This is a genomic window from Kocuria sp. 2SI, assembly GCF_005502825.1.
Lineage (GTDB): Bacteria > Actinomycetota > Actinomycetes > Actinomycetales > Micrococcaceae > Kocuria > Kocuria palustris.
On the sequence record NZ_SCNB01000021.1, the window covers coordinates 26,086 to 44,902 of the forward strand.

General features: G+C 70.1%; 19 protein-coding genes. 15 read left to right on the top strand and 4 right to left on the bottom strand.

From position 1 onward, the window contains the following. Positions 1-121 precede the first annotated feature (121 nt). Entirely contained in the window at positions 122-1,255 is a 1,134-nt protein-coding gene (locus FFS25_RS10925) for an ABC transporter ATP-binding protein (RefSeq protein WP_249933877.1), read from the bottom strand. A 192-nt stretch (positions 1,256-1,447) separates the two neighbouring features. Here FFS25_RS10925 and FFS25_RS10930 point away from each other — a divergent pair, with 192 nt between their 5' ends. Continuing rightward, the gene (locus FFS25_RS10930) at positions 1,448-2,014 is read left to right on the top strand and encodes a TetR/AcrR family transcriptional regulator (RefSeq protein WP_006215153.1); all 567 of its coding nucleotides are present in this window, start codon (positions 1,448-1,450) and stop codon (positions 2,012-2,014) included. A 179-nt stretch (positions 2,015-2,193) separates the two neighbouring features. Then, positions 2,194-2,799: a mycothiol-dependent nitroreductase Rv2466c family protein gene (locus tag FFS25_RS10935; protein WP_137802937.1), complete on the top strand. Its 606-nt coding sequence runs from the start codon at positions 2,194-2,196 to the stop codon at positions 2,797-2,799. A gap of 182 nt (positions 2,800-2,981) precedes the next feature. On the opposite strand, the gene valS is transcribed toward FFS25_RS10935, so the two are convergent. Then, the gene (gene valS, locus FFS25_RS10940) at positions 2,982-5,636 is read right to left on the bottom strand and encodes a valine--tRNA ligase (RefSeq protein WP_137802938.1); all 2,655 of its coding nucleotides are present in this window, start codon (positions 5,634-5,636) and stop codon (positions 2,982-2,984) included. 333 nt (positions 5,637-5,969) lie between these two features. Between valS and FFS25_RS10945 the strand changes: the two genes are divergently transcribed. From FFS25_RS10945 to FFS25_RS11000, 12 genes are all read left to right on the top strand, one after another. After that, entirely contained in the window at positions 5,970-6,272 is a 303-nt protein-coding gene (locus FFS25_RS10945; protein WP_006215156.1) for an urease subunit gamma, read from the top strand. Between the two features lie 11 nt (positions 6,273-6,283). Then, complete coding sequence (locus FFS25_RS10950; RefSeq protein WP_058871024.1) at positions 6,284-6,721, top strand: urease subunit beta; 438 nt, start codon at positions 6,284-6,286, stop codon at positions 6,719-6,721. Between the two features lie 21 nt (positions 6,722-6,742). Next, the gene (gene ureC / locus FFS25_RS10955; RefSeq protein ID WP_058871023.1) at positions 6,743-8,458 is read left to right on the top strand and encodes an urease subunit alpha; all 1,716 of its coding nucleotides are present in this window, start codon (positions 6,743-6,745) and stop codon (positions 8,456-8,458) included. A 78-nt stretch (positions 8,459-8,536) separates the two neighbouring features. Further along, entirely contained in the window at positions 8,537-9,028 is a 492-nt protein-coding gene (gene ureE / locus FFS25_RS10960; RefSeq protein WP_058871022.1) for an urease accessory protein UreE, read from the top strand. Next, on the top strand, positions 9,029-9,739 hold the full coding sequence (locus FFS25_RS10965; protein WP_058871021.1) for an urease accessory protein UreF: 711 nt from the start codon (positions 9,029-9,031) through the stop codon (positions 9,737-9,739). It abuts the gene before it with no gap. A 67-nt stretch (positions 9,740-9,806) separates the two neighbouring features. After that, positions 9,807-10,418 carry an urease accessory protein UreG gene (gene ureG, locus FFS25_RS10970; protein ID WP_058871020.1) on the top strand — a complete coding sequence of 204 codons (612 nt, stop codon included), beginning with the start codon at positions 9,807-9,809 and terminating at the stop codon, positions 10,416-10,418. Beyond that, a complete protein-coding gene (locus tag FFS25_RS10975; RefSeq protein WP_137802939.1) occupies positions 10,411-11,307 on the top strand; it encodes an urease accessory protein UreD in 897 nt (298 codons plus the stop codon). The genes ureG and FFS25_RS10975 overlap by 8 nt, the downstream gene beginning before the upstream one ends. 57 nt (positions 11,308-11,364) lie before the next feature. Beyond that, positions 11,365-12,300 carry an urea transporter gene (locus tag FFS25_RS10980; protein ID WP_137802940.1) on the top strand — a complete coding sequence of 312 codons (936 nt, stop codon included), beginning with the start codon at positions 11,365-11,367 and terminating at the stop codon, positions 12,298-12,300. Between the two features lie 155 nt (positions 12,301-12,455). Further along, entirely contained in the window at positions 12,456-13,283 is an 828-nt protein-coding gene (locus FFS25_RS10985) for a class I SAM-dependent methyltransferase (RefSeq protein WP_171004181.1), read from the top strand. A gap of 78 nt (positions 13,284-13,361) precedes the next feature. Continuing rightward, positions 13,362-14,462: a FecCD family ABC transporter permease gene (locus FFS25_RS10990; protein ID WP_137802942.1), complete on the top strand. Its 1,101-nt coding sequence runs from the start codon at positions 13,362-13,364 to the stop codon at positions 14,460-14,462. 10 nt (positions 14,463-14,472) lie between these two features. Continuing rightward, complete coding sequence (locus FFS25_RS10995; RefSeq protein WP_137802943.1) at positions 14,473-15,489, top strand: ABC transporter substrate-binding protein; 1,017 nt, start codon at positions 14,473-14,475, stop codon at positions 15,487-15,489. Beyond that, entirely contained in the window at positions 15,486-16,238 is a 753-nt protein-coding gene (locus FFS25_RS11000; protein ID WP_137802944.1) for an ABC transporter ATP-binding protein, read from the top strand. The genes FFS25_RS10995 and FFS25_RS11000 overlap by 4 nt, the downstream gene beginning before the upstream one ends. Before the next feature lie 130 nt (positions 16,239-16,368). Here FFS25_RS11000 and FFS25_RS11005 read toward each other — a convergent pair whose 3' ends face one another. Beyond that, positions 16,369-17,217, bottom strand: coding sequence for a DUF1648 domain-containing protein (locus FFS25_RS11005; RefSeq protein ID WP_171004182.1), 849 nt, complete (start codon positions 17,215-17,217; stop codon positions 16,369-16,371). A gap of 111 nt (positions 17,218-17,328) precedes the next feature. On the opposite strand from FFS25_RS11005, the gene FFS25_RS11010 reads away from it, so the two are divergent. Continuing rightward, complete coding sequence (locus FFS25_RS11010; protein WP_137802946.1) at positions 17,329-17,688, top strand: DUF488 domain-containing protein; 360 nt, start codon at positions 17,329-17,331, stop codon at positions 17,686-17,688. Positions 17,689-17,743: 55 nt separating this feature from the next. Here the strand turns inward: FFS25_RS11010 and FFS25_RS11015 are convergent, their stop codons facing one another. Then, the gene (locus tag FFS25_RS11015; RefSeq protein WP_137802947.1) at positions 17,744-18,715 is read right to left on the bottom strand and encodes a putative endonuclease domain-containing protein; all 972 of its coding nucleotides are present in this window, start codon (positions 18,713-18,715) and stop codon (positions 17,744-17,746) included. Positions 18,716-18,817: the final 102 nt, after the last annotated feature.

The window sequence follows — 18,817 nt, forward strand, 5'->3', positions numbered from 1 at the left end:
AGCCGGCTCCCGGACGTCGACGAGCAGGCAAGCAGAGACACATGAGCAGGGCCCCGATCGCCGCGCGGCGATCGGGGCCCTGTTCTTCTGCGGACTGTCCTGCGCACAGGTGCTCAGCGGCTCAGGCGCTGCGCGTCGAGGCGGAGGGGTCCGCGCGTCGGGTGCGGTTCTTCCTGTGCTTGCGCAGCGCGCTCAGCGCGATGAGGAGCAGACCCGCGGCCGCCCAGCAGACGAGCACGATCAGTGCGTGAGTCATCCCGGTGCCGTCGAAGAAGGCCACTGAGCGCAATGCGGTGCCTGCGGCGCCGATCGGCAGCTGCTGTCCGATCGCGCCCCACGGCTGCGGCAGCCACTGCCAGCCGGTCGCCATGCCCGACAGAGGGTTGGCCACGAACATCATGAGGACCGCGCCCAGTGCCAGACCGACACCGCCCAGCACGGACTGCAGCCCGGAGACGGCCAGGGAGATCGCCGCGATGCCCAGCGCGAGCACGCCGGCCAGGGCCCAGAAGTCGCCGTCGACCGCGTGCAGCCAGCTCTGCAGGACCCAGGTCACGGCCACGCCCGCCAGTGCCGAGAAGCCGATGATGCCGAGGGCGCGCACAGCGGGACGATTCCCGGACAGCATGGTGAAGGCCGCAGCGGAGATCATGCCGCCGAAGGCCAGCGGCAGGGCAAGCGTGCTCATGGCCGTCGCGTTCGGGTCGTCGTCGGTCAGCGGGGCGATGTCGCGCACGGTGACCTCCTGGGCCGGGGCCTGCTGGCCCTGCGCCTGTCCGCCCTGAGCGGCAGTCTGATCGCCCTGCGCCGGAGCCTGCTGTTCCTGCCCCTGTGCCTGCTGCGCCTGGGCCTTCTGCTGCTCCTCCAGACCCGTGGCGATGCCGTCCATCATCGTGCTGTAGGGGGTGCCGGCTCCCGAGGCCTTGAGGATCTCGACACCCTGCTGTCCCACCGTCACGGCACCGATGGCCTCTCGATCGGCCACGGCCTGCTCAGCCTGCTCGGCGTCGTCGTACTCGGTGATCTCGAAGGCGCCGGGGGAGCGCTCCTCGAGCGCATCGGTGATCTGCTCGACGGCCGGGGCGGGGCCGGCGACCGCCAGCGGCAGGTCCTCCGGGCCGGAGTTCAGGGCCGGGGTGAGGAAGGCCAGCAGCATGAGGCACACCGCGATCGGCAGCACCAGGATGAGCAGACCCGTGCCCAGCCAGGAGCGGCGGGTCGAGGAGGGCGAGCCCTCGGTGGCGGGGGTGGACATGAGAAGCCCCTTCGTTCATGTGGAGGATTTCCCTCCGATTCTTAAATGGAGCTTATTCCTCCGATAAGGTGGAGGCAAGCAGATCCGATGCTCATGCCCGGTGAGCTGGGTCATGGCCGTGCGAGGATCATGAGGCGGCGTTCCGAGCGTCAGAGTCCTGCCAGCCGAGAAGATGACCACGGAAGGACCACCATGCGAGCCGATGCCCGAGCCAAGCGCGCTGCTCTGCAGACGGCCGGGGCTGAGCTGTTCGCCGAGCAGGGCACGGACGTCCCGCTCAGCGCGGTTGCGGTACGAGCGGGCGTGGGGATCGGCACCCTCTACCGCCATTTCCCCACGCGAGGGGAGCTCTACCTGGGGGTGATGGAGGCCGTCGTCGAGAAGGTCGAAGCGGCGGCCGCTGAGCTGGAGACGGCGTGGGATCAGGATCCCCGGGCCACGTGGCAGGCAGCCGCCCACGAGCTCGGGCGGCTGCGGATCGGCGCTCTGGTGGAAGGTGCCGACCCGCAGCGCAAGGCGGCGTTCGAGGAGGCGGGCTGGGACCGAGTGCTGCAGCTGCGGGACCGGCTCTTCGACCGGCTGGGCGCGCTGCTGCGTCGGGGCAAGGAGGCGGGGCTGGTGCGGGAGGACCTGAGCCCTGCGCAGTTCTACTTCGGCCTGGCGGTGGTCACCCGCCCGCTCCCGGAGACCGTGACGCAGACCATGCCCGTGGACCTGAGCTGGCTCGTGGGCGCCTACTTCCACGGTCTGCGTCCCTGAGGGGCGGGCAGGCTGCGCACATGCGGCGGGCGGTCGGATCCTGCACGTCATCACGCTGTCAGCGGACGCCTCGACCTGTGCCGTCCGTGCGTCATAGGTTGGGCAGCGATGGCCGGGCCCTGTTCCGGGTCGGCCGCCCCCGCACATGGCGGCACCTCGCCGCTGATCAAGGAGTGAGCATGTCTGACAAGGTGGACTTCTGGTTCGACCCCCTGTGCCCCTGGGCCTGGATGACCTCCCGGTGGATGGGCGAGGTCCAGCAGCGCCGCGATGTCGAGGTCGACTGGCGCATCATCTCCCTGGGCATCCTCAACGAGAACAACCCGGACAACCACCACCACGGCCACGACGAGTCGATGTGGATGGTCCGCGTGATCCAGGCTGCCGCGCAGGCCCACGGCGACGAGTACCGCAAGAAGCTCTACGACGCCATGGGAACCCGCTGGCACGTCCAGGGCTACGGCGACGAGAAGAAGATGGTCGAGACCATCGCCGATTCCCTCGAGGAGGTCGGCCTGCCGGCCGAGCTGATCGAGGCCAAGGACTCGACCGATTTCGACGCCGCCCTGCGCGAGTCCACCGAGGCGGCTCAGGCCGTCGCGGGCAAGGACATCGGCACCCCGTGCATCGCCGTGAACGGCACCGGCTTCTTCGGCCCTGTGTTCACCCCGGCTCCCAAGGGCGAGCAGGCGGCCGAGATCTGGGACGCCGCCCTGACCCTGTCGGGCTACTCGGGGTTCTACGAGCTCAAGCGCGGCCGCGAGAAGGGCCCGGACTTCAGCTGAGGACTCCGGCCGCGCTCGCCGGGACTGCCCCGACGACGGCCGCCGTCACGCCCGTGGCTGACGAAGGCCGTGGTCGACGGGGCAGGCGTCGGCCAGTATCCGACGCAACTCGATGAGGCGCCGAGCAAGCACTACGGCCCCCGCACCGATCGGTGCGGGGGCCGTAGTGCTGTGCCAGCGGATCAGGACTGGTCGGTCTCCTCCGGGGGAGCCAGCCGGACGTCGCCGACCAGCAGCAGGGCATCGCCCGTCTCGCCCTCCACGACGGTCAGCTCGCGTGCGTTGCCGGCCGCCTTCAGATCGCCCAGCCCGGCCTGCAGCTGCTCGACCTGGGCGGCCGGGGCCGTGATGGTCGCCGACAGCACCTCCGTGCGCTGCTTGACCTTGGCTTCGGACTTGGACTTGCGCAGCCCGGACAGTGCCACGCCCACGGCGGTGAGGATCTCGGGATCGGCCTGATCGGCCTGGCCCAGGGACTCGGCCGACGGCCACGGCGCGCGGTGCACGGAGCCTGCGCGCCACCACGACCAGACCTCCTCCGTGGCGAAGGGGATGAACGGGGCGAACAGCCGCAGCAGTGCATCCAGGGTGGTGGCCAGGGCGGCATGCACGGAGGCCTGCTGCTCGGGGCCCTGCGCGCCGTAGGCCCGGTCCTTCACGAGCTCGACGTAGTCGTCGGTGAACGACCAGAAGAACGACTCCACGAGCTGCAGCGCCCGGGCGTACTCATAGCCTGCCAGGGCCTTCGACGCCTGCTCCACGACCTCGCGCAGACGTGCCAGCAGGGCGCGATCCAGGCCGTTGACTATCACCGACGGATCGGCACCGGCGGAAGCGGCTCCGGTGCCCAGCACCGAGGCCTCCGTGACGCCCTGGTTCAGCACGAACTTGGAGGCGTTGAGCAGCTTGATCGCCAGGCGACGGCCGATCTTCATCTGACCCTCGTCGTAGGCGGTGTCCGCGCCCAGGCGTGCGGAGGCCGCCCAGTAGCGCACGGCGTCGGCGCCGTACTTCTCCAGGACCTCGTTCGGCACGACCACGTTGCCCTTGGACTTGGACATCTTCTTGCGGTCCGGATCCAGGATCCAGCCCGACAGCGCGGTGTGGCGCCACGGCACGGAGCCGGCCAGGGTCTCGGCGCGCACGGCGGTCGAGAAGAGCCAGGTGCGGATGATGTCGTGGCCCTGCGGACGCAGGTCCATGGGGAACGTGGAGGCGTGCAGCTGCGGATCGGTCTCCCACCCCGTGGCGATCTGCGGCGTCAGCGACGAGGTCGCCCAGGTGTCGAGCACGTCCGGGTCGCCGGTGAAGCCGCCCGGGACGTCGCGCAGGTCCTCGGTGTACCCAGGGGCCGGCTGGGCGGCGGGATCGACCGGCAGCGCGGCCGCGTCGGGCAGCACGGGGGAGTCGTAGACCGGCTCGCCCTGGGCGTCCAGCGGGTACCAGACGGGGATCGGCACGCCGAAGAAGCGCTGGCGGGAGACCAGCCAGTCGCCGTTGAGCCCCTCGATCCAGTTCTCGTACCGGGAGCGCATGAACGACGGATGCCACTCGATCTCCCGGCCGCGCTCGATAAGCTTCTCGCGGCGAGAGGCGTCGCGGCCGCCGTTGCGGATGTACCACTGCCGGGAGGTCACGACCTCGAGGGGCTTGTCGCCCTTCTCGTAGAAGTTCACCGGGTGGGTGATCTTCTTCGGCTCGCCCTCGAGGTCGCCGGACTCCGTGAGCATCTCCACCACAGCCTGCTGAGCGGAGAACACGGTCTTACCGGCCACGTTCGCGTAGCGCTCAGCCGGGGCGCCGTCGGCGATCCACGACGGCTGCTCGGCCAGGAAGCGGCCGTCGCGCCCGATCAGGGCGCGGGTGGGCAGCTCGAGCTCGCGCCACCAGGTGACGTCGGTGAGATCGCCGAACGTGCAGATCATGGCGATGCCGGAGCCCTTGTCCGGCTTGGCCAGGTGATGCGCCTTGACCTCGACCTCGACGTCGAACAGGGGCGAGCGCACGGTGGTGCCGAACAGCTCCTGGTAGCGCTCGTCGTCGGGGTGGGCCACCAGGGCCACGCAGGCCGGCAGCAGCTCGGGGCGGGTGGTCTCGATGAAGACCTTCTGCCCTTCCGGGCGGTGGAAGGCCACGCGGTGGTAGGCGCCCTCGCGCTCCTTGTCCTCGATCTCCGCCTGTGCCACGGCCGTGCGGAAGGTGACGTCCCACATGGTGGGGGCCTCGGCCATGTAGGCGTTGTCGGCCTGGAGGTCCTTCAGGAAGGCCAGCTGCGAGACGCGGCGCGAGTGGTCGTCGATCGTGCGGTAGGTCCGGGTCCAGTCGACCGACAGGCCCAGGGTGGCGAACAGGTGCTCGAAGACCTTCTCGTCCTCGACCGCCAGCTCCTCGCACAGCTCGATGAAGTTCTGCCGGGAGACCACATCCCAGTCGCGCTGGTTCTTGGCCGGCTTCTCCGGCGGGCGGTAGCCCTCCACATAGGCGTAGGAGGGATCGCAGCGCACGCCGTAGTAGTTCTGGACGCGGCGCTCGGTGGGCAGGCCGTTGTCGTCCCAGCCCAGCGGGTAGAACACGTTCTTGCCGGTCATGCGCTGGTAGCGGGCGATGACGTCGGTCTGCGTGTAGGAGAACATGTGGCCCACGTGCAGCGAGCCGGAGGCCGTGGGCGGCGGGGTGTCGATCGAGTACACCTGCTCGCGCGGGGTGCCCTCCTGGAAGGCGTAGGTGCCCTGCTCGCGCCAGCGCTGCGAGTACTTCTCCTCGAGGCCCTCGAGGGCGGGCTTGTCCGGGACCGTGATCGTGGTGGGCGTGTCTGTGCCCTGAGTGTTGTCAGCCATGGAGACCAGTCTCCCATGACTCGCGCCTGCGTCTCAGCGCTCCTGTCTGCCCTCACCTGACAGGAATCCCCACCTGGCGCGAATGGATCCCCAGTTGCGCTATCGGAGCGAACAGCGCAACTGGGGTTCCACTCGGCGGGAGTGTGCAGGAGGTCGTCGGGGAAGACTCAGGCGGCTGTCGGAGTGTCGAAGCCATTCCGTCACGCGACGGCAACAAAAGAGGAGTAGACCTATTGCCCGCATGTCGAGAAGGCTTGCGACACGCATCGATCCGAACGGCTCGATCCGACGGCACGTCGTCGGCTCGGGCCCTCGAGCCAGCAGAGGAAGCTCATGCACCTTCAGCCCAAGGACCAGGAGAAGCTCCTGGTCGTCGTCGCCGCCGATCTGGCCAGACGCCGCCAGGCGCGCGGTCTCAAGCTGAACCACCCCGAGGCCGTCGCGATCCTCACCTACGAGCTGCTCGAGGGTGCCCGCGACGGGCGCACCGTCACCGACCTGATGAGCTGGGGCAGCACGATCCTCACGGCGGACGATGTCATGGAGGGCGTCCCCGGGATGATCCCGGACGTCCAGGTCGAAGCCACCTTCCCCGACGGCACGAAGCTCGTGACCGTCCACGACCCGATCCGCTGAAGGAGACCGTCATGCAGCCCGGAGAGTACGTCCTCGCCAGCGACCCCGTCGTGTGCAATCCCGGTCGGGAGGCCATCGAGCTCGAGGTCCTCAACAGGGGCGATCGGCCCGTCCAGGTCGGCTCGCACTTCCACTTCGCCGAGACCAATCGGGCGCTCGACTTCGATCGCGAGGCCGCCCTGGGGCGCCGCCTCGACATCCCCGCCGGCACCGCCGTGCGGCTGGAGCCCGGCGACTCGACGACCGTGAAGCTGATCCCGCTGGGCGGCGACCGCGTGGTCCACGGGTTCCGCGACCTGGTCGACGGCCGCCTGGATCCCCAGGAGGCCGCGGACGTCTCCCAGATCAGGTCCGAGGACTACTCGGGCAACCGGCGCCATGCTGCCGGGGACGCCCCGCAGCGGCTGCGCGAGCGCGCCGAGACCGACTACTCCAATGAGACGCGCTGAGCGCGAGAGGACCAGGACGACATGAGCTTCGAGCTGAGCCGCGAGCAGTACACGAGCCTCTACGGGCCCACGACCGGGGATGCGATCCGACTGGCGGACACCGAGCTGTTCGCGCAGATCGAGCAGGATCTGACCACGCCGGGCGAGGAAGCGGTGTTCGGCGGCGGCAAGGTGGTGCGCGACGGCATGGGCCAGAACGGGCAGCTGGTCCGCGACGTCGGCATCCCGGACACCGTGATCACCAACGTGGTGGTCATCGACTGGACCGGCATCTACAAGGCCGACGTGGCCCTGCGCGACGGGCACATCTTCAAGATCGGCAAGGCCGGCAACCCGGACACCATGGACGGCGTCGACATCATCATCGGCGTGGCCACGGACATCATCGCGGGCGAGGGCAAGATCCTCACGGCCGGCGGCATCGACACCCACGTGCACTTCATCAGCCCGGACCAGATCGAGACGGCGTTGGTCTCCGGCATCACGACCATGATCGGCGGCGGGACGGGCCCGGGGGAGTCGACCAAGGCCACCACGATCACGCCCGGCGCGTGGAACATCCACGGCATGCTGCGCTCCTTCGAGCACTTCCCCATGAACTTCGGGCTGCTCGGCAAGGGCCACGGCTCCGCGATCCAGCCCATGGCGGAGCAGATCCGCGCCGGTGCGATCGGGCTGAAGATCCACGAGGACTGGGGCGCCACGCCGTCGTCGATCAACACGGCCCTGGAGGTCGCCGACGAGTACGACGTCCAGGTCGCGATCCACACCGACACCCTCAACGAGGCCGGGTTCGTGGAGGACACCAAGGCGGCGATCGCCGGCAGGGTGATCCACACCTTCCACACCGAAGGCGCCGGCGGCGGGCACGCTCCCGACATCATCGAGCTCGCCTCGCAGCCGAACATCCTGCCGGCATCGACCAACCCCACGCTGCCCTACACCCGCAACACGGTGGAGGAGCACCTGGACATGCTCATGGTGTGCCACCACCTGCGCGCGGACCTCCCGGAGGACGTCTCGTTCGCGGACTCCCGCATCCGCAAGGAGACCATCGCCGCGGAGGACGTGCTGCATGACATGGGCATCTTCTCCATGACCTCCTCCGACTCCCAGGCCATGGGGCGCGTGGGCGAGGTCGTGCTGCGCACCTGGCAGGTGGCCGATTCCATGAAGCGCCAGCGCGGCAAGCTGCCGGAGGACGAGGGGAGCACGGGCGACAACCACCGGATCAAGAGGTTCATCTCCAAGTACACGATCAACCCGGCGCTGGCGCAGGGGATCAGCGGCTCGGTCGGCTCCGTCGAGGTCGGGAAGTTCGCGGATCTGGTGCTGTGGGAGCCGCAGTTCTTCGGGGTGAAGCCGGACATGATCCTCAAGGGCGGAACGATCGTGCACGGGGTCCTCGGCGACCCCAATGCCTCGATCCCCACGCCTCAGCCGCGCTGGTACCGCAAGGCCTTCGGCGCCTACGGGGATGCGGTCTCGGCCGGCTCGATCACGTTCCTGTCCCGTTCGGCGATCGAGCGGGGCGTGCCGCGCCAGCTGGGGCTGCGCAAGGTCGTGCGCGCCTGCTCCGACATCCGGACCCTGCGCAAGGCCGACCTGAAGTTCAACGGTCAGACGCCCGAGCTGGTCGTGGACCCGGAGACGTACCAGGTCTCCGTGGACGGCGAGGTCGTGACCTGCGAGCCGCAGACCGAGCTGCCCATGGCCCAGCGGTACTTCCTCTTCTGAGGTCGTGACCGTTCACCCTGCCCGCGGCGGACGCAGCGTCCGCCGCGGGCAGGACCGACGACGAGAGGAGTCGCGGCGATGATCGTGACCGAGCTGCTCGGCAGCATGAACGACGAGGCCGGGCGCGCCCTGGTGGGGCGGCGGCACGTCGAGCGCGTGGTCCTGGCGGACGAGCATCTGTCCAAGCGCATCCAGCGCGTGCGCACCGACCACGACCGGGAGATCGGGCTGCGCCTGCCCCGCGGCAGCGCCGATCTGGGCGACGGCGACATCCTGGCCGTCGAGGGCGAGGAGGCCGACGGCAATGCCGTGGTGGTCTCGCTGCTGCCCACGGACGTCCTGGTGATCGCAGCGCGCAGCATCGTGGAGATGGCCTTCGCCGCGCACAGCCTGGGCAACCGGCACCTGCCGGCGCAGTTCTTCGACGCGCAGAGCCCGTACGGCGCCGAAGTCATGGTGGTGCGCTACGACCACACCGTCGAGGACTTCCTGGTGCATCACGGCATTCCGTTCGAGCGCCAGGAGAGGGTCATGCCCGAGCCCTTCCGCCACGCGGAGCACACGCACTAGATGAGAGACACACCGATCACCGCGGCGGCGTCCGGGCCGGATCCGCTGCTGAGCCTGATGCAGCTCACGGACTCGGCCCTGCCGACAGGCGCGTTCAGCCAGTCGCTGGGATTCGAGACCTACATGCAGCGGGGGCAGATCCACGACGAGGGCAGCTTCGCCGAGTGGCTGCAGATGTTCGCCGATCAGCAGCTGACCTACACGGATGCTCTGGCCATCCGCCTCGTCTACGCCGCGCGCGAGGTGGAGGAGGTCGTCGACCTGGATGAGTTGGCGACCGTCCAGGCGCTGCCGCAGCAGGTGCGCGACGGCGGCATCACCATGGGCCGTCGCCTGCTGAGCATCGGCGCGGCGTCCTATCCGGGACCGTGGACGCTGCACTGTGCGGCGGAGGTCGAGGCCGGACGCATGCAGGGCCATCAGGCCGTCGTCTGGGGAGTCCTCGCCCGCGAGCTGGGGCTCGGTCAGGACACCGCCGTGGCGGCCCACGTCCAGGCCACGGCGACCTCTCTGACCCAGAACGCGGTGCGCGGCATCCCCCTGGGACAGAGCGCCGGGCAGCGCATCATCCGCGCTGCGCAGGACTGGACCCGCCGGGCCGTCGAGGTCTCCCGGGGACTGGAGCGCGAGGACCTGGGTGCGATCGCCCCGGGGCTGGAGATCGCGCAGATGCACCACGAGCGTCAGCGCGCTCGGCTCTTCATGAGCTGATGCGCTCGGCGCCGGTTGCGCCGACAAGACACGAAGCACAGACAGCAACGCAGGAGGAGAAGTAGCCATGGACCCCGTCATCATCGGCATCGGAGGCCCCGTGGGCGCCGGGAAGACCCAGCTGATCGAGCGCCTGACGCGTGCGATGAGCCAGGAGATCTCGATGGCCGCGATCACGAACGACATCTACACCATCGAGGACGCCAAGATCCTGGCCCGCGAATCGGTGCTGCCGGAGGAGCGGATCATCGGCCTGGAGACGGGCGGCTGCCCCCACACGGCGATCCGCGAGGACACCTCCATGAACGAGGCCGCGATCGAGGAGCTCAAGCGGCGCCTGCCGGACGTGCGCGTCATCTTCGTGGAATCCGGCGGAGACAACCTCTCGGCGACGTTCAGCCCTGAGCTGGTGGACTTCTCGATCTACATCGTCGACGTCGCCCAGGGCGAGAAGATCCCGCGCAAGGCGGGGCAGGGCATGATCAAGTCGGACCTGTTCGTGATCAACAAGACGGATCTCGCCCCGCACGTCGGCGCGGACCTGGAGGTCATGGAGGCCGATTCCAAGGTCTTCCGCAAGGACAAGCCCTTTGCGTTCACCAACCTGAAGACGGACGAGGGCCTGGATTCCGTCATGAACTGGATCCGCTCCGACGTCCTGATGCTCGACCTTGACTGAGCAGGCTGCGGGCCCCTCGCAGGACGAGCAGTCGCCGAGCGCTCCGCCGACCGGGCAGCTGCGTCTGCGGATCGAGCAGCGCGACGGCCGCTCCTACGCGGCCCGGCAGTTCCACGACGGAGCGCTGCGGATCCTCAAGCCGCTGCACCTGGATGGCACCGGGCAGGTCTGCTACCCGGTGATCAACCCGGGTGGGGCGTACTTCGGTGCGGACCGCTACGAGCTCGAGCTCGAGGTGGGTCAGGACGCCTCGCTGCTGTCCACTACGCAGTCGGCGACCAAGGTGTATCGGACCCCGCAGGGCCCGGCGCGGCAGGACCTGGAGGTCCGCCTGGGCCCCGGGGCGGTGCTCGAGCACCTGCCGGACCAGCTGATCGTCTATCGCGAGGGCTCCTACCGCCAGCGAACGCTCGTGCGGATGCACCCCACCGCGTCGCTGGTCATGGCCGAGATCATCACCCCGGGGTGGTCGCCGGACGGCGAGCCGTTCCGCTTCGACGAGGTGCGGCTGCGCACAGAGGTCCAGGTCGAGGACGACGAGCACCGGCGCAAGCTCATCGTCGATCAGCTGCGCATGGTCCCCGACGCGGGCCAGGCCATCACCGGCTCGGGAATGATGGAGGGCCGCAGCCACACGGGCCAGCTGCTGATCGCCGATCGGCGCCTGGACGACGAGCTGTACGAGCAGCTGGCCTCGTCCGTGGAGGACTCGGCGACGCTGTCCGGGATCACCCGCGGCGGCCTTCCCCATCCCGACGGCCTGCGGTGCGTCGCGATCCGCTCCCTGGCCGATTCCACGGGCGCGATCGCCGCGCTGCACCGCGGGGTCGTCGACCTGCTGCGGGCCCGTTGGCGCGATCAGCCCCCGCTCGACCTGCGGCGCCCGTGACGACCGGGCCCCGACCCTTCTGCTGCGTCCTGCCGACGCCCCGCTGAGAGGCTTCACATGATGAACGCTGTCCGCACCGTGCTGTACGGGATCTCCCAGATCTTCTTCCTGCGCAGCGCTCCCGCCGGAGCGCTGCTGCTGATCGGCATCGCCGTGGCGAATCCCCGCACCGCGGTCCTCGTGGTGATCGGCTGTGCCGTCCAGACGCTGGCCGCATGGGTCATCGGAGAGCGAGAGCTCGTCCGAGACGGGCTCATGGGCTACAACGGCGCCCTGGTCGGCGCAGCGGCCTCGCTGTCGACCATCCAGCTCAACGAGACCGCACTGTCCATCGCCATGACAGTGGTCGGCGCGCTGGCCTGCATCCCGGCCCACCTGGTCCTCCGTGGCCTGTTCGACACGGCCGCGCTGCACCGCTTCGGACTGCCGGTCTCGACCGCGCCCTTCTGCCTCGTGGCGGGACTGCTCTTCGGCGTGCTGCAGCCGATCGTCGAGCCTGGCATCACGACGACCTCGGCCGGCGCCGTGCAGGGATCGCTGCTCGGGATGCTGAACCCCTTCGCCGAGGTCGTGCTCGCGGACGGCCTGGTCCCGGGGCTGGTGATCCTCGCGGCGCTGCTGGTGGGATCGCTGCGCGTGGGGCTGTGGGGGCTGTTCGGCTCGCTTCTCGCTCTGGTGCTCGGTCTCGTCCTCACCGGCGACATCGTGCCTGTGTCCACAGGTCTGATCGGCTACAGCGCGGTGCTCGTCGCGATCGCCCTGGGGGCGATCTTCTGCCCGGGACGCGGCCTGGTCCACCGGCTGGTCTGCGCGGCGATCGGCGTGGCCGCAGCCGTCGGTCTGCGCTGGGTGCTGGACCCCACCCCCATCCCCACCTACACCTGGCCGTTCCTGCTGGCCATGTGGGCCGTGCTGATCGCAGACGAGCTGCTCTCGCCGCAGCGGCGGCAGTTATCGGACGCGTCGCCGAGCAGCGAACGTGCGCCCGCGTGAGCCGTCCTGCCGCTTCCGCTCCATCGTCCGAGTGGACATCCCGTTGCGCTGTTCAGCCCGACAGCGCAACGGGGCATCCACTCGATGCGGGGGAGACGAGGGACAGGGGCTCACGGTCTGCCGTGCCGTCTGAGATGCCCGACGAGGAGACAGAGATGACTGGTCGTACGCCCATCGGTGGGCAACTGCACCCGCACCGACCAGCCCCCGGAGAGAGGCTCGACACGCACCGTGCGGAGGCCTGCGAGCACACCCCCGGACGTCGATTCAGGCCGGACAGCGGGCACGAGGTCCAGCGCCGGATCACCGACTACTGGGACCAGCGGGCGCGGGAGTACGACCGCCAGCAGCAGCGCGAAGCACGCGTGGAGGCGGATCGGATCGCGTGGCGGGGGATCCTTGAGCAGGTGATGCCCGCTCAGCCCCAGGACGTGCTGGATCTGGGCACCGGCAGCGGCTACATGGCCCTGCAGCTGGCGCAGCTGGACCACCGCGTCACGGGGATCGACCTCTCGGAGGCCATGCTCGGGATCGCCCGGGACCGGGCTGCGGAGCTGGGCCTGGCGGTGGAGTTCGGCCTGGGAGATGCCGCCGAGCCTCCGGTGGCGCCCGGTTCCTTCGACGTCCTCGTCAGCAGGTACCTGCTGTGGACCCTGCGCTCGCCCGATGACGCCCTGCGTGCCTGGCGGCGCGCGCTGCGACCGTCGGGGCTGCTCGTCGCGGTCGACGGCCTGTGGTTCCCGCGGGGGATCGACGCGAACCCGACTCCAGGGTTTCGCGAGCACTACGACCCTGCCGTGCGCTCGGTGCTGCCGCTGGCCGAGGCCCGCAGCGTCGAGGAGCTCACTGAGCGGATCCGCGCCGCGGGCTTCCGGGACGTGCGGGTGCGTCTGCTCGAGCAGCTGTGGGAGCTGGACCGCGATCGAGGGGTCGTCCCGGGCCACGATCTGGTGCCCCAGCACCTCATCACGGCTCGGCCCTGAGGTGGGACGGCAGCGGATCGCGCACTGCGGGATCGTCAGTACAGTGAAGGCTTCTGAAGCCGAAGGAGGGGCCGCATCGTGACGCAGGAGACGAGCCCGCCAGTCGCGGGCTCGCGGATCAGGCGGGTGCTCTCGCGCAGCCGCCGACGCGCGGTCCTGTGGATCATCGCCCTGGTCGCCGCGCTGTGCGCGGCGCTCCTGCTGGCAGTCGGCGTGGGGTCGGTGAGCATCGGACCCGTGCGCGTGCTGGGCGTGCTCGTCGAGCACCTGACAGGGGTGGAGATAGGGCCCGGTGCCAGCGCCACGCAGGATGCGATCGTCTGGCAGGTCCGCGCCCCGCGCGTGGTGCTCGCGGCCTTCGTGGGGGCAGGGCTGGCGGTGTGCGGCATGGCCCTGCAGGCGATGGTGCGCAACATGCTGGCCGATCCTCAGCTGCTCGGCATCAGCTCGGGAGCCTCCTGCGGCGCGGCGGCCTCGATCCTCTTCGGGTTCACCCTGGGCGGCGGGGAGCACGCCCTGCAGGCCATGGCCTTCCTGGGCGCTCTGGGAGCCTCCGTGCTCGTCTACGCCACCGCCCGCTCCGGCGGCCGGCTGACCTCGGTTCGGCTCCTGCTGGCCGGGGTCGCGGTGGGCTACGCGCTCAACGCGCTGACGAGCTTCCTGATCTTCGCCAGCGGCAGCGCCGAGGGCACCCGCTCGGTCATGTTCTGGCTGCTGGGCTCGCTGTCGCTGGCGTCGTGGGGCACGCCGCTGGCCGCCGTCGTCGTCATCGCCTCGGTGACCGTGGTCGTGCTGAGCCTCCAGGGGCGGCGCCTGGACGCTCTGGCCCTGGGCGACGACACCGCGCACTCGCTGGGCGTGTCGCCGGAGCGCACGCGGGCCCTGCTGCTGGTGCTCGTCTCGCTGTGCATCGGGGTGCTGGTCGCGGCCTCGGGCAGCATCGGGTTCGTGGGGCTGATCATGCCGCACCTGGCCCGGCGACTGGTCGGCGCGGCTCACACCGCCGCCATTCCCGTGGCGGCCCTGCTGGGCGCTCTGCTGCTGAGCCTGGCGGATCTGGCCGCGCGCACCGTGCTGCAGCCCCAGGAGCTGCCCATCGGCATCATCACCGCGATGCTGGGCGCCCCCTTCCTCCTCCTCCTCATCCGGCGCATGCGCGCCGGGTCCTCCTCTCGCTGATCGGAGCTCCATGCACTCGCCGTCCCGTTCTCGCGCCGCCGTCCTGTCGGCAGCCGCCGTGCTGCCCGCGGCCGCACTTCTGCTCGGCAGCTGCTCCCAGGACCAGGACTCCGAGTCCGACGGAGGCGGCGGGCACTACCCGGTCACCGTGAACAGCTGCGGGGAGGACGTCACCTTCGAGCAGGAGCCGGAGCGGCTCGTGCTGCTCAAGTCCGCGTCGGTACCGGGGCTGCACGAGCTCGGTGTGCTCGACCGGGTCGAGGCCAAGGCCGGGGCCTATCCGCTGGAGTCCTACGACGAGACCACCCGCGAGGAGGTCGAGGCCATCCCTTCGCTGGGCGGCGACGTCGACTCGAGCGGGCATCTGAGCGTGTCCCAGGAGGCCGTCATGGCCCAGGAGCCGGACGTCGTGATGGGACAGGCGGAGAACCTTGATGCCTCCGCGCTGTCGTCGGTGGGGATCCCGCTGCTCGAGGAGCCGGCGCTGTGCCCAGGGGGCATCGAGGATCCCGGGTTCGACGACGTCTACGACCAGCTGCGGCTGTACGGGAAGGTCTTCGACCGCGAGGACGAGGCCGAAGAGAACATCGGCGAGCTCGAGGATCGTGTGGCGGCCGTCGAGGAGCAGGTCGACGGATCCGCCTCGGACCAGGAAGAGCCCCTGACCGCCGCGGTGCTCTACCCCACGGTCGGCGGCGGCACCACCTATGCCTACGGCGCCCACAGCATGGCCGCGCCGCAGCTGGAGGCCGCGGGTCTGGAGAACGTCTTCGCAGACCTCGACGAGCGCGTGGCCGAGGTGACTCCCGAGGAGCTGGCCGGGCGGGATCCCGACGTCCTGATCGTCCTCTACTCGGAGGGCGACCCTCAGGCCGTCGAGGACTCGATCTCGGACATCCCCGGCACCGACGGCATCTCCGCGGTCGTCGAGGACCGGATCCTGGCCATGCCGATGAACATGACGGAGCCGGCCACTCCGCAGGCAGTGGACGGTCTGGAGCGGATCGTGGAGGAGTTCCAGCAGTGATCGAGGGGACCGGGCTGTCCTTCTCCTACGGCCGGGGCCCCGCGGTGGACGGGATCGACGTGGTGTCGGTGCCCGAGCGACTCATGGGTCTGATCGGACCCAATGGCAGCGGCAAGTCGACGCTGCTGCGGCTTCTGCATGGTCGCCTGCGGCCGGCTTCCGGGCGGGTGATGGTCGACGGGCGCGATCTGGCCGGGATGAGCGCCAGGGACATCGCGCGCAGCATCGCGGTGGTCGTCCAGGAGCACGAGCCCGTGGTCGAGCTCAGCGCAGCGGAGATGGTCATGCTGGGGCGCCTGCCCCGCGGCGGGCTGGGCGGCCCGGCGGCCGCCGATCATGCGGCCGCGGAGTCCGCTCTGGAGCAGGTGGGCCTTCTCGCCCAGGCCGAGCGGCCGCTGTCGGCCATGTCCGGCGGCGAGCAGCAGCGGGTCATGATCGCCCGGGCCATGGCGCAGGAGACGGAGCACCTGCTGCTGGACGAGCCCACCAATCACCTGGACATCCGCTACCAGCACGAGGTGCTCTCCACGGTGCGGCAGCTGCGCCGCACGTCGATCGTGGTGCTGCACGACCTGAACCTGGCGGCGCAGTACTGCGATGAACTGGTGCTGCTGGACCACGGCCGGATCGCCGCCCGCGGGACGCCGGACGAGGTGCTGCGCGCCGAGGTCCTGGAGCCCGTCTACCGCATCGGCGTGCGGCGCTGGGACGACGACGGCATCCACCTCTCCTTCGGCCTCCGAGACTGACTCTCCCCGCCCCGTCCTGCCACCCCGCCGAGTGGATACTCAATTGCGCAATTCGGCCCTTCTGCGCAACTGGGCATCCACTCGGCCGGGGGGGGGGGCTGGAACGACGGCAGCGGAAAGTCCGGTTCGATCAGGCGATCAGGGGCCCGACCAGCAGCGCCAGACCCAGCAGCAGCCAGCCCACGGGGAAGATCCAGCACAGGACCTTGCCCCTCCGGTGGGCCACATTGAGCGTCCAGTTCGACGGATGGTTCTGGACCATCAGCGGAAGCTCGGGGTCATCGACCAGACCCGGGATGCGCCATCGATGCAGGTCCTCTCGCGAGTGCTCGCCGAGGGGGATCTCGAGTGCGTCGAGCTCGCGCAGCACATCAGCCCGGCTTCCGCGGAGGCAAGCGGCGGCGATCAGAGGCAGAGCAAGCATGGAGGCGCCCAGCAGCCAGGTACCGCGGATCTGCCCTGAGCCGTCTGCCCAGCCGGCCACGCTCATCGCGCAGATCGCGGTGCCCAGCGGCAGCAGGGACCAGGCCACGGCGGCGGCGAGGCGGCGGTTCTGCACAGCCATGCGGATCAGCGGTCCCAGTCCATCGGCGAAGGGGTTCCGGGGACGAGGTCGGCCCACTGCGGTGACCAGCGTCGTCAGGCCCGAGGCGAACAGGACGCCGCTGGCCCCCAGCAGCGGGCCGACCAGCACCGAGCCTAGGGTCTTGGGCTCCCAGCGGGTGACCTGGCCGTCGGCGTCGGTGTGGGCGGCGACCTGCTCGGGGATCCGGTCCCACCATGCGGCGCACAGCAGCAGCGTCGCGACCAGCACCGCGGCCATGACCACGGAGGGCACCAGCGGCGAGGGCATGCCGTCGACGTGCAGCTCGTAGCCGCCCTCCTCGACCGTCCGCGCCCACTCGCCCTTCGGCAGGCCGTCGGAGTCCGCGGGGCGGTCCCGGGATGCTGGCAGGGCGGCGGATCGGTCGGAGCGCACCGCGCCATCCTCCCACCCTCCCGCCGAGTGGATACTCAGTTGCGCTGTTCGCCCCGATAGCGCAACTGAGTATCCACTCGGCGGGAGGGGAGGGGCGCGTAGGGTCGGGGCATGACGCATGTGGAGATCAAGAAGGTCCGCGACGAGCCCTCCTCGGACGACGGCGTCCGGCTGCTCGTCGACCGCCTCTGGCCGCGCGGGGTGTCCAAGGACGACGCCGAGCTCGACGGGCACCCCAAGGATGTGGCGCCCAGCACCGACCTGCGCAAGTGGTTCGACCATGACCCGGAGAAGTTCCAGGAGTTCGGCGACCGCTATCGCGCAGAGCTCGACGACAACGACGCAGCCCATGACCTCGCCGCCAAGCTGCGCGATGAGCGCCCCGAGCAGGTCACGCTGCTCTACGGCGCCAAGGACGACGAGCACAACCACGCGATCGTCCTGCGCGACTGGCTGCGCGACCACCTCTGAGACCGCCGAGTGGATCCTGGGTTGCGCTGTTCGCTCCCTCTGCGCAACTCAGTGATCACTCGGCGAAGGGGGAGGGGCGGCGGGCGCGGCGGATCATGTCGATCAGCGCCGGGCGGTGGCCTCGAAGGTCCTCTGCGGTGACCCGCAGCTCCTGCCACCCTGCCGCCTCGGTGAGCCGACGCCGCAGGATGTCCTTGCGCAGCTGATCCCCGCGGGCATGATGCGGCCCCTCGACCTGCAGGCTCACCCGATCCTCGTCATCGGCCAGATCGGGCCAGAAGCAGGATCCGTTCGGCGCGCTCACCTCCAGATCGGTGACCCAGCGGGTCTCCCCGAAGCGCTCGAGGCACAGGCGCGCCTCGGTCTCCAGCGCGGAGTCGACGGCCGCCGCCGTGCGCTGCAGGGCGCGCTTGATCCGAGCGACTCCGCGCACTCCCGGCAGCTCGCGCAGTTCTCGCTCGAGCTGCTCTCGAGACCTCAGTGCCGGCAGATCCTTCCGGATGCCGGTGGTGTGGGTGCAGATGATGCCGTCGAGCACGGCGACCAGGGCGTCGTCGTCGAGCAGCGGCCAGCGGCCCTGAGCGGCACCGGCCAGATCCACTGCGGTCCGCGCAGGGGAGGTGACGACGACGCCCTCGAACTCGATCAGCGGAGTCAGCCGGGGCAGCAGGCGGTGGGCGATGATCCCGGGAGATCGCATGAGCAGTTTGGGATCGGGGGAGACCAGGTGAATCGGCCAGGCCATGCGCAGCCGGTTCGGCACCCGCAGACCGAGCAGCGCCGCAGCCGTCACGTGACTGGCCGCCGCCCCGGGCTGGGCCTGGAGCATGGCAGGCAGCAGGCGGCGCAGCTCCCGGACATGGTCGGCTACCGCATCGCGCTGGCCGGCCTGCCAGACCCCGCGAGAGACCCGCACATAGGGCCCTCGTGTCAGCTGAGCGGGGCTGACCCCGGCGACGGCCGCCTGAGCGGTGGTGAAGGCGTGCTGGGACAGCGACTCCGGCACGACATGAGGCGGTTTTCCCATGGCCGCAACGGTGCCGCAGCGCGTCGCCGTCGTGGGGTCGGGATCGGACTCTGTGCAGTGCGCGTGGGGGCCGGCCTGTGCAGGGCAGCCCTGTGGAGCCGC

What these genes read in the sequence shown, in the direction of transcription:
- valS (WP_137802938.1), bottom strand. Translation starts at nt 5,636, where the DNA reads ATGGCTGACAACACTCAGGGCACAGACACGCCCACCACGATCACGGTC.
- FFS25_RS10935 (WP_137802937.1), top strand. Translation starts at nt 2,194, where the DNA reads ATGTCTGACAAGGTGGACTTCTGGTTCGACCCCCTGTGCCCCTGGGCC.
- ureG (WP_058871020.1), top strand. Translation starts at nt 9,807, where the DNA reads ATGGACCCCGTCATCATCGGCATCGGAGGCCCCGTGGGCGCCGGGAAG.
- FFS25_RS10965 (WP_058871021.1), top strand. Translation starts at nt 9,029, where the DNA reads ATGAGAGACACACCGATCACCGCGGCGGCGTCCGGGCCGGATCCGCTG.
- FFS25_RS10930 (WP_006215153.1), top strand. Translation starts at nt 1,448, where the DNA reads ATGCGAGCCGATGCCCGAGCCAAGCGCGCTGCTCTGCAGACGGCCGGG.
- FFS25_RS10945 (WP_006215156.1), top strand. Translation starts at nt 5,970, where the DNA reads ATGCACCTTCAGCCCAAGGACCAGGAGAAGCTCCTGGTCGTCGTCGCC.
- FFS25_RS11015 (WP_137802947.1), bottom strand. Translation starts at nt 18,715, where the DNA reads ATGGGAAAACCGCCTCATGTCGTGCCGGAGTCGCTGTCCCAGCACGCC.
- FFS25_RS10950 (WP_058871024.1), top strand. Translation starts at nt 6,284, where the DNA reads ATGCAGCCCGGAGAGTACGTCCTCGCCAGCGACCCCGTCGTGTGCAAT.
- FFS25_RS11010 (WP_137802946.1), top strand. Translation starts at nt 17,329, where the DNA reads ATGACGCATGTGGAGATCAAGAAGGTCCGCGACGAGCCCTCCTCGGAC.
- ureC (WP_058871023.1), top strand. Translation starts at nt 6,743, where the DNA reads ATGAGCTTCGAGCTGAGCCGCGAGCAGTACACGAGCCTCTACGGGCCC.
- ureE (WP_058871022.1), top strand. Translation starts at nt 8,537, where the DNA reads ATGATCGTGACCGAGCTGCTCGGCAGCATGAACGACGAGGCCGGGCGC.
- FFS25_RS10995 (WP_137802943.1), top strand. Translation starts at nt 14,473, where the DNA reads ATGCACTCGCCGTCCCGTTCTCGCGCCGCCGTCCTGTCGGCAGCCGCC.
- FFS25_RS10925 (WP_249933877.1), bottom strand. Translation starts at nt 1,255, where the DNA reads ATGTCCACCCCCGCCACCGAGGGCTCGCCCTCCTCGACCCGCCGCTCC.
- FFS25_RS10980 (WP_137802940.1), top strand. Translation starts at nt 11,365, where the DNA reads ATGATGAACGCTGTCCGCACCGTGCTGTACGGGATCTCCCAGATCTTC.
- FFS25_RS10985 (WP_171004181.1), top strand. Translation starts at nt 12,456, where the DNA reads ATGACTGGTCGTACGCCCATCGGTGGGCAACTGCACCCGCACCGACCA.